General features: G+C 57.4%; 10 protein-coding genes and 2 pseudogenes. 6 read left to right on the top strand and 6 right to left on the bottom strand.

All coding sequences use genetic code 11. The features are described 5' to 3' along the window. Window positions 1-977: 977 nt before the first annotated feature. Window positions 978-2,261, bottom strand: coding sequence for an epoxide hydrolase family protein (locus tag ABIE33_RS18160; RefSeq protein WP_429127610.1), 1,284 nt, complete (start codon window positions 2,259-2,261; stop codon window positions 978-980). Between the two features lie 407 nt (window positions 2,262-2,668). Between ABIE33_RS18160 and ABIE33_RS18155 the strand changes: the two genes are divergently transcribed. After that, a complete protein-coding gene (locus ABIE33_RS18155) occupies window positions 2,669-3,580 on the top strand; it encodes a LysR substrate-binding domain-containing protein (RefSeq protein ID WP_429127607.1) in 912 nt (303 codons plus the stop codon). Between the two features lie 130 nt (window positions 3,581-3,710). After that, a complete protein-coding gene (locus ABIE33_RS18150; protein ID WP_429127604.1) occupies window positions 3,711-5,024 on the top strand; it encodes an epoxide hydrolase family protein in 1,314 nt (437 codons plus the stop codon). 1,126 nt (window positions 5,025-6,150) lie between these two features. On the opposite strand, the gene ABIE33_RS18145 is transcribed toward ABIE33_RS18150, so the two are convergent. Then, complete coding sequence (locus ABIE33_RS18145; RefSeq protein ID WP_429127602.1) at window positions 6,151-7,359, bottom strand: MFS transporter; 1,209 nt, start codon at window positions 7,357-7,359, stop codon at window positions 6,151-6,153. A 58-nt stretch (window positions 7,360-7,417) separates the two neighbouring features. Further along, on the bottom strand, window positions 7,418-8,407 hold the full coding sequence (locus tag ABIE33_RS18140) for an AraC family transcriptional regulator (protein ID WP_429127960.1): 990 nt from the start codon (window positions 8,405-8,407) through the stop codon (window positions 7,418-7,420). Between the two features lie 457 nt (window positions 8,408-8,864). Here ABIE33_RS18140 and ABIE33_RS18135 point away from each other — a divergent pair, with 457 nt between their 5' ends. Together ABIE33_RS18135 and ABIE33_RS18130 are read left to right on the top strand one after the other, a co-directional pair. Continuing rightward, window positions 8,865-9,605, top strand: coding sequence for a response regulator (locus ABIE33_RS18135; RefSeq protein WP_429127600.1), 741 nt, complete (start codon window positions 8,865-8,867; stop codon window positions 9,603-9,605). After that, window positions 9,602-10,930 (top strand): ATP-binding protein, encoded by a 1,329-nt coding sequence (locus tag ABIE33_RS18130; protein WP_429127597.1) that lies wholly within the window; start codon window positions 9,602-9,604, stop codon window positions 10,928-10,930. The genes ABIE33_RS18135 and ABIE33_RS18130 overlap by 4 nt, the downstream gene beginning before the upstream one ends. A 180-nt stretch (window positions 10,931-11,110) precedes the next feature. On the opposite strand, the pseudogene ABIE33_RS18125 reads toward ABIE33_RS18130, so the two are convergent. After that, a pseudogene (locus ABIE33_RS18125) lies at window positions 11,111-11,475 on the bottom strand (organic hydroperoxide resistance protein); the annotation flags it as partial. 277 nt (window positions 11,476-11,752) lie between these two features. Here ABIE33_RS18125 and ABIE33_RS18120 point away from each other — a divergent pair. After that, on the top strand, window positions 11,753-12,322 hold the full coding sequence (locus ABIE33_RS18120; RefSeq protein WP_429127594.1) for a hypothetical protein: 570 nt from the start codon (window positions 11,753-11,755) through the stop codon (window positions 12,320-12,322). Beyond that, window positions 12,319-13,068, top strand: a complete 750-nt coding sequence (locus ABIE33_RS18115) for a hypothetical protein (RefSeq protein ID WP_429127592.1) — start codon at window positions 12,319-12,321, stop codon at window positions 13,066-13,068. The genes ABIE33_RS18120 and ABIE33_RS18115 overlap by 4 nt, the downstream gene beginning before the upstream one ends. Here the strand turns inward: ABIE33_RS18115 and ABIE33_RS18110 are convergent. Next, window positions 13,031-13,147, bottom strand: a pseudogene (locus ABIE33_RS18110) (4-carboxy-4-hydroxy-2-oxoadipate aldolase/oxaloacetate decarboxylase); the annotation flags it as partial. The gene ABIE33_RS18115 and the pseudogene ABIE33_RS18110 overlap by 38 nt on opposite strands. 124 nt (window positions 13,148-13,271) lie before the next feature. Beyond that, window positions 13,272-14,162, bottom strand: a complete 891-nt coding sequence (locus tag ABIE33_RS18105) for a LysR family transcriptional regulator (protein WP_429127590.1) — start codon at window positions 14,160-14,162, stop codon at window positions 13,272-13,274. Between the last annotated feature and the right edge of the window lie 64 nt (window positions 14,163-14,226).

Raw genomic sequence — 14,226 nt, 5'->3', positions numbered from 1 at the left:
GTCTTTGACGGCGCGATCAACGATAAGCGAACGGATTTACGCTTGGTTCGGAACCATAAACGGCACTGGCCGCTACTACTCGCCGCAACCAGCCGACGATGGAGACGCCACATCAGAGAAAAACATCAAAAAGACGAGGTTTTCGGACGCATAGCACGACCGGATATCTCGAGAACTGTTGGAGATATGCATTGAATGTCCTCCTGATGAAACCGCAGCGATTACTCGGTCACTCCGCCGGCAGCTATCGTCCAGAGCTTTACTCTCGATTGTATCGGGTATGTGTACAGACACCTGTGAAATTGTATCAGGATGTACAAGGGCGAGCGGGGCCGGCCTGTTGGTCAGCGCGATCCACATCGTCGCCTTGTTTGATCGGGAAGTTCAAAGCCCGCGACAACAGTGTGAGCTCCACAAGCAGCAACCTTAGAAATGCAAGCATGAGGGCCGAACGATGCAGTGCCTCTATCTTCAATTCCTCCGATCACCGTAGGCAGGGTACCAAGCTTCCACTTTAAAGAACGCGTTACCGACCACGATCGCTTGGTGGTCGCAGACTGGCCCTCCCGCCAGAATTGTATAATACACCCATGGTCAGTTGCGGCAAAGCACTCGACGCCAGTTTGCTTGGTGTCATTCAGACGCCGCTGTGGGCGGATAGGCGTCTCAATAGGCAACCCGGCAAGGTTCCGCTTGCGCTTGGTGAAATGATTGGCGATATCTGGTAGAAGTTGCATCCCCAGCGCCGCATTCCCCCGCCGGCATCACGGCGAACCGGGCCAAAGGGCTTTCTTTTGAAGCGCAAGAGGCAAATGTTCGGCTAGCTTGATCCGACCTGCAGGCGACTGAGTTAGAACCCTTGGTCGAAACAATCCTAAAGATTGATAAGCAGCTGCATCAGAGCGATGCACAATGCCACTCGGCCTCCTGGCAAGGCCTCGAGCGGAGGCGAGCCTTCGCTCGCCTCCGGATCGTTTTTAGCGCAGCGATTTGAAAGCCGCCCTTAGCTCCTTGGCGAAGAGCTCCGGCTCTTCCCAAGCGGCGAAATGTCCGCCCTTATCGACCCTATTAAAGTAGACCAGGCTCTCGTAGCTCTGCTCAGTCCAAGTGCGCGGTGCTTGATAGATTTCGCCGGGAAATACCGTAACGGCGACCGGCACCTTGTTGATTACTCGGCGGGTAAATGGACCGCCACCCAACTGAGCGGCGTCCCAATAAGAGCGGGAGGAGGAGGTACCAGTGTTCGTCAGCCAATAAAGGGTGATGGCATCGAGGATCTCATCCTTTGTGAACGCTTTTTCGGGATGACCGTTGGTGTAGCTCCACGTGGCGAACTTCTCGTAATAGAAACTAGCCATGCCCACAGGGGAGTCAGCAAGCGAGTATCCGAGTGTTTGCGGGCGCGTGTTCATCATCTCCGCATAGCCGAAGCCTTGATTGTAGAACACGTCCAGGGATTTATAGGCAGCCTTTTCTTCGCCTGAGAGGTTCTCAGGCGCGGGTTGACGTGTGCGGACAAGCTGAACGATTTCGGGAGGCACAGTGCCCGGCATGTTTGTGTGAACGCCCCGCAGACCAGTCGGTGCCTGGATCGCCATCAACTCCGAGATGATCGCGCCCCAATCGCCGCCTTGCGCGACGTAGCTTTTGTATCCGAGCCTCAGCATAAGTTCGTGCCATGCTTTGGCTACGTGAGGCGGTGCCCAGTCTCCGTTTTTCGGCTTACCCGAGAAGCCGTATCCAGGGTACGTAGGCAGGACTAAGTGGAATGCATCTTCTCCCCGACCTCCATGGGCGGTGGGATCGGTGAGCGGCCCAATTACCTTCAGTAGCTCGAAAATCGATCCGGGCCAACCATGGGTCAGGATCAGCGGCAATGCGTTCGCATGCTTGGATCGAATATGCGCGAACTGAATATCCAGCCCGTCGATTTCGGTAATGAATTGGGGCAGCGCGTTCAGCTTTGCCTCGGCTTTGCGCCAATCATAGTCGGTCGCCCAGTATTGGACTAGCGGCCCCAAGGTGTCGAGTTGAACACCTTGTGTTTGACCATCGACGGTCTCGCGATCGGGCCAGCGAGTGGATGCAAGCCGACGTCGAAGATCATCAATATCGCTTTGCGGAACTTCGATCTTGAATGGGCGGATATCGGCGCTTCCATGCTGCGCTTTTAGGGTTGCTGGCAGCAAGGATATGGCTCCTGAAGCGGCGGCTGTGGCGAGAAGCGAACGCCGGGTGATAGAGAAGGAGGGCTGAGGCATGATCAAATTCCTTGAATGAGCTATGAGCCGACAATTTATCCCGGCTAGCTACAGCCGAGCCAAAGCGTTGGCCCGAGATCCGACAGCACGTTTCCTGGAGGGGCCCAAGGAGGCGAACGGCATCCGCAGATGCGATCCAGGTTCCACGTCAACGTGGCTGCAGCGACAGAAAATCAACCGCATGTATCTGGACTATGTCGGCAATCAACAGAATTGAAAGCCCATGTAGTGGTGGCGAGTCGGCGCGTCCCTCAACGAAGCCGCTCGTGGCTAGCTGAAAACCAATTTCGTGGGCTGCCTGAAAGCCGTACGAGCTCGCCAAAGGACACTCTAAGGAAGGCGCACTTCTCTCTCTTGACCGGCTCCCACTATCGCGTTGATAAGACAACCCAGCTTCAGGAGGCATCGTGGACCACTTGCTTGCACTGCGCACCTTTGTCCGAATAGCGGAGGCGGGATCTTTCGCAAAGGCCGCGGACACATTGAACCTGCCTCGCTCCACGGTCAGTAAGCTTATGCAGGATCTGGAAGCACATCTCGGGAGTAAACTTCTCGAGCGCACCACACGTACTCTTACAGTCACTATCGAGGGGGCGGCTTATCACGAGCGCGCCTTGCGGCTGCTAGCCGAACTCGACGATATGGACAATGCTGTTGCAAGCGCCCGCTTTGCGCTGAAGGGTCGTCTTCGCGTGGACATTGGCTCCTCACTTGCCAACCTTATCCTAGTCCCCGCATTGCGGGAGTTTCAGAAACTGTATCCTGAACTGGAGCTAGTCGTTGGCGTCAGCGATCGCCCGGTGGATCTTGTGGGAGAGGGCGTCGACTGCGTTATCCGGGGCGGCGCTCTGAGTGATACGTCACTGATTGCTCGGAGGCTCTGCGAACTCGATTACGTAACATGCGCCGCCCCAAGCTATCTGAGCGACAAGCAAGCACCGAATACCCCACATGAAATGGAGGCAGACCACCGTATCGTCAGCTACTTTTCGGCGCTTAGCGGCAAGTTAGTTCCAATGCGATTCTTTCGGGACGGGGAGCACGTCGAGTTTTTCGGGCGCTCTGGTGTTGCCTTGAACGAAAGCACAGCGCATCTGAAAAGCATACTGTCAGGACTGGGCATCGGCCAGACATTCGGATTCATGGCCCGCCCCCATCTTGAGACGGGCGACCTCGTGGAGCTTTTGCCCGATTGGACGCAGCCCCACCACACACTCTCATTGGTGTATCCCGCCAGCCGCTACCCAAGTGTAAAGCTCCGCGTATTCTCTGATTGGGTAGCGCTTCTCTTTGGCCAGTATGACATGCGAGGGCGTTGAGGCCATCATCCACTCCTATGGATTATGTTTCCACCGTGCAACACTTTCACGCGGACTGGAAGATTTCTAATCTTCTCTCCATTGCAATGGGCGTAGCAAGCCCGGCTCAACAAATTCAATGGAGACGACAATGAAAAACTTAGCGCGGTCCGTGCCGGCCGAGACAGATCCCGTCCGCCGTAGGCTTTTGCAAACTGTCACCGGAGCTTCCGCGCTATTGCTCCTAAATGCCGCCTCATCAAATGCTCGGGCGGGTACCCTTCCGGAGGAAATCTACGCGCTCCCCCCGGCGACCGAGGCCATCTCTCCATTCACGGTCAATGTTTCCCAGGACGCCATCGACGATCTGAAATTGCGACTTCGAATGGCGCGCTTGCCGGAGAGTGAGACGGTGGAGGGCTGGACGCAAGGGGTCCCCCTTTCGCAGGCCAAGGCATTGATCGCATATTGGCGTGACCATTATGATTGGCGCAGGTTTGAGAAACAGCTCAATGCGTTCCCCCAATACCGAACCAAGATTGACGGTCTCGGCATTCACTTCATCCATGTGAAATCAAAACACGAAAACGCGCTGCCGATAATCCTCACACATGGCTGGCCAGGCTCAGTTATCGAGTTCCTCAAGGTCATCGGTCCCCTCACTGACCCGACTGCGCATGGCGGGAAGGCGGAAGACGCATTCCACGTCGTCATTCCTTCGCTACCAGGATTTGGCTTCTCAGACAGGCCCGACGTCAATGGGTGGACCCTCCCTCGGATCGCGAAGGCATGGGCGACCCTTATGCAACGCCTGGGCTACACCCGTTGGACGGCGCAAGGAGGCGATTGGGGGACCGCGGTGACACATACACTTGCTCACATGCGCCCCGAAGGGCTGGTCGCCGGTCACGTCAATTGGCCACTCGTGTATCCCGACCCCGATAAACTACCATCGAATCCATCGCCGGACGAGAAAGCGGCTATGGAAGCCGTTGCTAACTTCTTCGACGATCAGTACGGCTACTTCAAGCAACAGGCGACACGCCCTCAGACAATTGGCTACGCACTTTCGGATTCGCCCGTGGGCCTGGCTATGTATATCTATGAGAAGTTCCAAGCCTGGTCAGACAACGACGGCAAGGTCGAGGACGCGCTCACCATCGATGAAGTGCTGGATGACATCTCGATATACTGGTTCACCAATACGGGCGCGTCTTCGGCACGCATCTACTGGGAAAACGGCCGTGCTGGACCGGGTTTCAACGCTGGACGGATTGAATTGCCGATGGCTGCGAGCATCTTCCCGCGCGAAATCTTCCGTGCCCCAAAGTCCTGGGCGAAGGCCAATTGGCCAAATCTCATTTATTGGAACGAGGTTGACCGCGGGGGCCATTTCGCGGCCTTCGAACAACCTAAGATCTTCGCCGAGGAGTTGCGCAAAGCTTTTAAGAGCATCCGCACTTAGCTCCGACGTTTGAGAATGGCCCGACGCACCATTTGAAAACTCGCGATCGATAAGTCATCTCAATCGGTTCGCTTCGAATTGTCCCTCAAGGGTTGAGAATACCACGGCCCAGCGCTCAAATTATAGGGAAGCCTGCGAACTGCAGGCTTCTTTTGCCATTTGTGAGAATCATACAACATTCATATGATGCCCAACGCACAACTACGTGTCGGACGGAACCCTATCAAAAGCTACATGTCGTTACCTGATCGCTACCTGATCGTTGTGACAGCCAGCCCTTTTGTCAGTTCACCGGATTACTTCACCTCGACGTTGAATGCCGGTACCCGGTCGCGCTCATCTGTTTCCATTCCCGATCGATTCCGCCTGGAACGTGGGGGACGACTGCTCACTAGTCAGGGGTGGCGACTGAGAAGTGTTAAATCCTTCATGTGTCGAACAAACGTGGTCAGGCCACGAACGTGATTGCTTCTTGCCACACGGGCCGATAGACGGCGCATGTCCGTGGGAGCTTTCAGATGTACGGCGAATGAGCCTCACACCCCACAAACCGAGCGCCGGCAGCGTATTGACACCACCGCGGTAGTGGTTGGCGACGCGTACTGTTTTGTATTGGCGTCGTAGGCGAAGATTGAGCTGCGAGAAAATACCGCCCGCTAGCAGACATCACCACCATCACCAACCGGTTGTTTAAGAAGGTTCTGTATATTCCGGGACCCGCACCGCGCTGTCAGTTGGAATGATAAGAAGGCCGGAGGGAACCACAAAGGCGTCGATGGCAAGTTTTAAGCTTCCGGCAACCCTGTTGCGGTCTCTCACCCATCCCTTCACCTAAGGTGTTGGGCAAGTCCTTTTACCTTTTACCAGGGCAAGTGAAAAAAGCGCGAAGCGCCGCGCTTTGAGCTTTCGAAAGCGGAAAGCCACACGCTTCGTCAGCAGATTGTACAAGATTGGCCACGAAAACACTCATACCAAGACTGGCAACCAGCTACCGTGCGATGGGATACTGCCCTCCCAAACCTATCTCGGCGCACACGGGGATGCGCCGAAGTCTTGTCCCTTTTTCGGTTGCTGCAATTAGACCACATCACCAGTTCGTTAATCTATCGCGCAGCGGCGGCAAAGGCTAACCGCGTGGCTGTAACAGTGCCAGCAAGACTGTCGACGTGGCAAGGATCGCGGTCAGCGTCACGGGTCCCGTGGCGCCATAGGTGTCCACCACAAAGCCGCCGACAACCGCACCGATGGTAATGGCGATTTGGAAAGAAGTGATCATCAGACTTCCCGCAGCCTCCAGAGCGTCAGGTGCCGCACGGGACAGGTTGATCGGAAGCACCACCGGTGCCATGCCAAATGCGATCCCCCAGAGTGAAGCAAATGCGAAGGCAACGCCGATGTGCGCGCCCCAAAGTACCAAAGCGATCGCCGCAAGCGCCATTAGTACGGCAGTGACCGTAACAGCTAAATGAATATTCGTGTCCGCCATACGGCCACCGACAACATTGCCGACTACCGCGGCAACGCCAAACGCTAGAAGCGCGGCCGCGATTGGGCCGGTTGAAAGGTGCGTAACCTGTTCGAAGAAGGGACGCAGATAGACCGACCCAGCGAAATGCCCCGTCATCAACAAGAGAATAGCAAGCATGCCAAGCTGAATGCCGCGCCGCCGTGTCAGCCGCACGACATCGGCGAGACTGTTGCTTGTGGTTGCGGGCAAAGTCGGCAGACTGAGCAACTGCATCAGCATGGCGAGGGCGGCCAGCCCCGCTGTCATGGCCATCGCAACACGCCAGCCTAGCCAATCGCTGATCAATGCACCCATCGACGGCGCCGCAATGGTGGCGAGCGAGACTCCGAGCGTAATGACGGCCATGCCCCGACCCGTCGCATTGGCGCCAACTAGCCTCGCCACGACGGCAAATGAAAGCGCCCAGAAACCGCTGAGCGCGATACCCAGCCCCGCGCGACCTACCAATAATAGCCAGAAATCAGTGGCTACCGCTGCAAGAATATTTGAGCCGATCGCCAACGCGCTGAGACCCACGAGCACCGTCTTGCGATTCAGTCGACCAATCAGGACATTGCTCAGTATCGCCATCACGGCGCCGACCGAAGCCGTGGCCGTAACGACCTGTCCGGCCGTTCCCTCGCTAATGCCGAGATCGCGAGCCATTGGAGTTAACAGGCCCGCCGGCAGAAACTCGGCCGACACCAGTGCAAAGCTGGTAGCTGCCATCGAAAGGACCCCGAACCAGGTGGCCGCATTCCAAGCGGCAGGCGCAGCGGTGTCAAGTCCTGCAACCACATCTTCAAGTTGCAATGTCGTATCTGTCATGAAGGATCTCCAAGGTTTCGAGATCTTCATAGACGAGAAGTTCTGGATGATATGTATTTTAAAGTCCGAAATCCATATCTATTCGTCCGGGAATTGTGCGTCGCACAACGCCGGGGGAGAGGTTTGTGATGCGTTTGAACGCCCGCGCGAAGGATGCTTCGGACGCATAGCCAAAACGGGCGGCAACCTCGGCTACCGATAGGCCGCTTTGCCCCAATAGCTCCCGGGCAAGCTGCATTCGCAGACGGGCGAGGTAGCGTGCCGCGCCCTCCCCCAAAACAGTGCTGAACCGCTCAGCGAAAATCGAGCGCGATTGACCCGCCAATCCAGCGAGACTTTCGAGGGTCCAGTTATAGCCGGGGTCTCGGTGCATGGCGGCCAGGGCGCGACCGATATGAGCGTCACGGATAGCGGCAAGCCAACCTTTGGTCGAGGCTCTATCGCAATTGACCGTACAGCGGATGAGCTGGGCCGCGAGCAGGTCTCCCATACGCGACAAGATGGTCGCACTTCCCATCTGCGGCCGTGCGATCTCCGCTGTCAGAGCCGCTAACAAAGGACCAACGATCGGGTCATTGCCGACCACATCGCATCCCTTGATAATGGGTGGCATCAAAGCGACCAAGGGGTAGAGAGCGCAGGCACCCAACGTCATGGAGCCGCAGAAAAGTATGCTGGTCGCTCCCGTTCCTTCCCTCACCACTTCAGAGACGTTGCTCCCCAAAGGAGTGATCTGAGCACCCGTAAGTGAGTCTCCCGCAACGTCCGGTGCGCTGGCCATCCGATGAGCGATGCCTTGCGGCAGTAGCACCACATCACCATCGTGCAGTTCCTGCCAGCCTTGCTCTTCGGTATGGATCCAGCATGGCCCCTTGCTGACAAAATGAAGACGAAGCAGCGGTTGTTGGGGTAGGGCAACACTCCATGGATGCCGGAGCTCGCAGCGACTGTAGTTGACGCCACTCAAGCGAAAATCTTGTAGGACTTCGTTAAGGGCATCCATCGGCATGTGTTGCGGTGAGGTCGGCTGGGACGAACGGTTAAGCATTTGCATCAAATATATGCAGGGCGTCCGCCTGGCAAGCGGAGACCCGTTCTACAACGGAGCGCGACGCCAGCAATTGGCCACTCAATGCGGAGCGACGCACAAGCGGGAGCGGGAGCCCCCGGCGCGGGCTATCATGATCGTGATCATGGTCGCGCCAGTTGACATCGCGGAGATGCTGACCACCGCCATGCCCATTACGTACGATAGGTGAACCGACGCAAACTCGCGCCAGTTCGACGAACTAACCATGAGGTGTGACGAGCGCGTCGCCACTCGTCCTGTCTTTCGGATTTCATCGGATGACGGTACGAAACCTTGCCAATTGTGTCGAAATGTATCCAAAGCCACTTGCGATACATTCCAATGCACATCCCAAGAATGCCAACATACGCAGGACACATCAATGACGCCATTCAGTCCGAGCGGATGTTCGTACCGAGACCAAGGATCGCGCTCGATGAACCATGTCGACCACGTATTGATCGTCGATGACGACCACGAGATCCGGGAACTCGTCTCAAGCTATCTTGAGAAAAGCGGTGTGCGCACAACAACTGTCGCCGATGGACGGCAAATGCGTGCCTTTCTCGAGTGCAACACGGTCGATCTCATCGTGCTTGATATTATGATGCCGGGTGACGACGGCCTCGTTCTCAGCCGAGAACTGCGCGCCGGCGCGCACAAGGCGGTTCCAATCGTCATGCTGACGGCGCGTTCTGACGAAATGGACCGCATTCTCGGTCTCGAAATGGGCGCTGACGATTATCTTACCAAGCCTTTCTCCGCGCGTGAATTGCTGGCTCGCATCAAGGCCGTGCTCAGGCGATCGCGCATGCTTCCTCCAAACCTGCAGGTCTCGGAAGCCGGGCAGCTACTGCGCTTCGGCCTGTGGAAACTCGATACGACCGCAAGACACCTTATCGACGCCGACGACACGGTCATTGCTCTGAGCAGCGCGGAGTATCGGCTGCTCCGGGTATTCATCGACCATCCGCAACGGGTGCTCAGCCGCGACCAGCTTCTCAGTCTCACGCAGGGGCGAGAGGCCGAACTTTTCGACCGGTCAATCGATCTGCTGGTCAGCCGCATTCGGCAAAGGCTGGGCGACGATGCCCGCGAGCCTATCTACATCACGACAGTGCGCATTGAGGGCTATGTCTTTTCGGTCCCGATAGAGATCATCGAGGCGCGCGAATGAACGCTGCCTCGCATAAAAGAAGCTTTCGACTGTGGCCGCGTACACTCCGGGCGGGCCTCTTTGTCATTCTGCTTGCCGGCCTGATCATCGCCCATGTGATGTCGTTCACCGTGCTTTTCTTCGAGCGCTACGCGTCGGCCAAATCGGTGATGTTCAATACGCTCGAAAATGACATTGCGACATCGATCGCGGTCCTAGACCGCCTGCCCGCGGCGGAGCGGCCCGCATGGCTCGACCGCCTAAGCCGCGACAATTACGGCTTCGTTCTCGGCCAGGGGACCCAAGGCAATCCGCCGCTCGATCCCGCGGCGAAAGAGATCTCCACTAACATTCAGCGCGCGATGGGCCCTCAATACCCCGTCAGAGTTGAGACAATCCCCGGCACGCGTCGCCGCCTGCAGGCGCATCTAACATTAGGCGATGGCGCGCCGCTGACGATCGACGTCTACCCAGAGGACGTCATGCCTTTGGCCAATTGGCTGCCTTTCGTGCTGGCGGCCCAGCTCGCACTGCTGCTGCTTTGCAGCTGGTTTGCCGTACGTCAGGCAGTGCGTCCGCTCGTCAATCTTGCCGCGGCCGCCGACACGCTTGATCCGAACCGGAATACGCCGCGGCTCAGCGAAACCGGCCCGCAAGAGGTCGCCTATGCCGCGACCGCCTTCAACGCCATGCGCGACCGCATCGCCCAATATCTCGTAGAGCGGGTGCAAATCCTCGCCGCCATTTCTCATGACCTGCAGACGCCGATCACCCGCATGAGGCTACGTGCGGAAATGGCAGACGATTTCACCGACCGGGAGAAGCTCATCCAGGATCTGGGCCAGATCGAAAACCTCGTCAAGGAAGGGGTTGCCTATGCGCGCAGCGCCCACGGCAATGTCGAGAAAATGACCCGCGTTGACCTCGCGTCGTTCATAGAGAGCCTTGTCTACGACTATCGAGACACGGGTAAAAACGTGAAAGCCAGTGAAGTCAATGTCGTGGCGATCACTACCCGGCCGCAAACACTGCGACGCATCCTCACCAACTTGGTGGACAACGCTCTTAAATTCGGCGACAGCGCCGAAATTGAGATCCAGCGGCTCGCCGACGACCGCGTGACCATCAAGGTCCTCGATCGTGGCCCGGGCATTCCGGAGGAACAGTTGGACGCCGTTTTGAAGCCGTTTGTGCGGCTTGAGACCTCGCGCAACCGCGACACCGGTGGAACCGGACTTGGTCTTGCCATCGCCCAGCAGCTGGCGGTGTCGATCAACGGCTCGCTGACGCTGAAGAACCGCGACACCGGCGGCCTCATTGCCGAAATTTCCATTAAACACTGCTAGGCTTCGCGCGCCGCGGGTCCCCTCTCGCCCACGGCCCGGGTATGCCTTACGGATCGAAGAGATCGCTTTACGCAGAATGCAGTCCGATTATCAATCGGTTAGGCAGATGGCAAACCGGCGAGCAAACACTAGGGCCACAAACAAGAGCGGCGACCTTCCGGCCGCCGCCCGGCGGGCGAGTTAGACGAGATTGATCGTCACGTCGATGTTGCCACGTTTGGCCTTGGAATAGGGGCAATTCTCGTGTGCGGCATCGATCAATTGGCGGGCAACGTCGTGTTCGATGCCAGGCAGACTGACGTTCAGCCGTGCCTGCAGAAAGTAACCGCCGTCGCGGTTGCGCAGGTCATTTGAGCATCGACGGCCAGGTCTGCGGGAAGCTCCACCTTCTGCTGGCCCGCGGCCAGGCCGATGGCGCCGATGAAGCAAGCCGGCCAGCCGGTGGCAAAGAGCTGCTCCGGGTTCGTGCCGGGACGAGAGCTGCCGGGTGTAGACAATTTCACATCCAGACGTCCATCGTCGCTGTGGGATGCCGGACGCTGTCCGCGTCAGCCTGGCAGCCTCTGCGCGGACACGCAGCCGCCACTTCAGCAAACGGGAAGCGGCTTTGTCCGTTGCCACTTGCCCGTCGATGGTCTTGGAAGGCATATCCGCTCGCCGGAACATATCCAATCGTCCGCCGTCGAAGAGATGCGTCTCCAGAGCGATTAACTTGCCCGACGCGCCCTATTTGAATGCTTAAAATCTCTCGGCAACTCTGGCTTTGACAAGGCGGGAGGTTCGTGTTTAGTGTCCTCAGTCCTAGGACAGAGGACAGTCACCATGAAGAGCCAAGACATAATCGTCCTGCTGAAGCTACTTAGCCTGCAAGACCAGGAACTCACAAAGGGTACAGATCAACTGCGATCTGAATCTCTTGGGGGCGACCCTTATTCGGTGCGAAATCTTGAAGCTCTGCTCGGGATCAGCAAAACCGAAATCGCACAGTCGATCAAAAGAAGCGTCGCTTCCGGGATCGCGCGGAAAGATAGTCGCACCAATGAACCAAGGCCACATCGGCGAAACCTTTTCGAGTTCATCACCCATGGCATTAGGTTCGTGTTTCCCGCACAGGTAGGGCCGATACAACGCGGCGTCCCCACCGCGTTTGCTGCGCCGATGCTTCAAGAGCTTCTCGTCAGCGGCGGGACCTATAACTACGTCTGGCCCTACTCCGCTGGACGAGAGATGGGTCAAGCGGTCGATCCCCTTTTCAAAAGCGTGCCGGAGGCCGCTTTGAAAGACGAGCGACTTTATGAGTACCTGGCACTGGTTGATGCGATAAGGCTCGGCAACCAGCGGGAAGTCGGTCTCGCCACCGATCAACTCAAGTCGAAGATCATGAGTAAATGACAGCGATCCGCGCTCAATTGCTAGAAATGCTCAAAGCCGTTGCAGCCGCACTTGGCGAGGATCTGCGTGAGCGCCTGGTCTTCGTCGGCGGCTGTACTACTGCGCTATTCATCACCGATCCCGTAACGCTCGAGGATGTTCGCGCCACCGATGACATTGATCTAATCGTTGATCTGACAGGCCAAGCGGCATGGGCACACCTTCAGGAAGAGCTTCGACAGCGCGGTTTTATGGAGGCGGCTGACGAGGAGGTGATATGCCGGATGCGTCTTGGTGCTCTCAAAGTCGATTTCATGCCCGACGACGAAGAGATCCTCGGCTTCAGCAATCGCTGGTACGCGAAAGGCATCGAAACGGCGACGAAGCATCAGCTTTCAGAAGACCTATCCATTCAGGTGCTGACGCCGGCGCTGTTTCTGGCGACAAAGCTCGAAGCCTTTGCCGGGCGCGGAAACGATGATCTTTTCATGAGCCGGGATGCAGAAGACATCCTTCTTATCGTCGACGGAAGAGAAAGCCTCATCGGCGAAATCACCACAACAGAGGACGACGTTCGGGAGTTCATAGCCGGCCAATTTCGCGCGCTGTTGGAGCACCGTGACTTCGATGACTTCCTTGAAGGCAACATCCGTGGTCCCGCCGGTCGCGTCGATATTGTGCGGGATCGCTTCGTCGCAATGAGCCATAGTGCGGATGGTGTCGTACAAGGGCAGCCGCCAGCACTTCATTGGCTGCCAGTCTCTTGACCACGCAGACGCCATCGTCGTCGGGGCTTACGAGCACTCCCGCACAGACGATGGGAACATTCACGTCGCCAAGTGAGTCGAACGGATTTCGGTAAAAATTGACACCGCAAGTTCGAGTAGATGTGAAAGGGCTAGTAGAGGACGCGGTCTTCATGAAGACAGTGTGCAAGCGCCTCCAAAGCGCTTGACCATCCCGCCTAATTTCAACGGGTATAAGCGGCCAACTCGTCTGGCGTCCCTTTAGGAAAGGCTTTGTTTAGGCAGTCGAGGAAGGCGGATACACGGGCGCTCAGCAGCCGACGCGATGGATAAAGTATCCACAGCGCGATCTCTGACGCTTCGACATCGCCCCAATGGATAAGCCTGCCGGCTGCGAGATCTTGACTGACAAGGGAGACAGGCAAACGTCCGGCGCCGACGCCCGCCAGGACCGCGTCACGGACCATAACGAGCGACGACAGGGACAGGACGGGATCGACCACGAAGTCCGATTTTCCGGTTGGCGTTACAACTTCCCAAGTTGAAATCGGACCGACGGCTCCACGCACAACAGCTGGAACATCGGTATCGTCCGCTGGTCGAACCAGACCGGGGCTTGCCACGACGACGAGCCGATCGCGCAGAAAGATTCGCCCAATCAGGCTTTCATCTGGATCGGGATTGACCCGGATCACCAAGTCATAACCTTCCTCCACCATGTCGACGATCCGGTCTTCCGTTGTCACCTCAAGTCGGACCTCCGGATACTTTAGCGCGAAGGTGGCGGCCAGCTTCCCCATGGCGGTCTGTGAAAAGAGCAGAGGAGCGCTGATCCGCAACCTGCCTCGCGGCTTCTCCCCACCTGAAGCGATCGCCGCTGCCGTCTCATCGATCTCAGTCAGCAGCATTCCCGTCCGCTCGTAAAGCGCACGTCCTTCCTGGGTGAGTTTCAACGCGCGCGCTCCGCGTTCGAACAGACGCAAATCAAGGCTGCTCTCAAGTTCCGCAACCCGGCGGGAAAGGGTGGCCTTTGGGCGGCCGGTGGCGCGAGCGGCGCGTCCGAACCCACCATGGCGTGCGACAAGATTGAAATCAGCAAGGGCAAGGAGGTCCATGTGTTCCACCAGTGAGACTATCTGTCCAAATATAGAATCTATCGGGCCGCCTGTGAACCACACA

It is taken from the genome of Ensifer sp. 4252 (assembly GCF_050434565.1).
GTDB lineage: Bacteria > Pseudomonadota > Alphaproteobacteria > Rhizobiales > Rhizobiaceae > Ensifer.
This window is presented reverse-complemented; position numbering and strand designations above follow the sequence as displayed.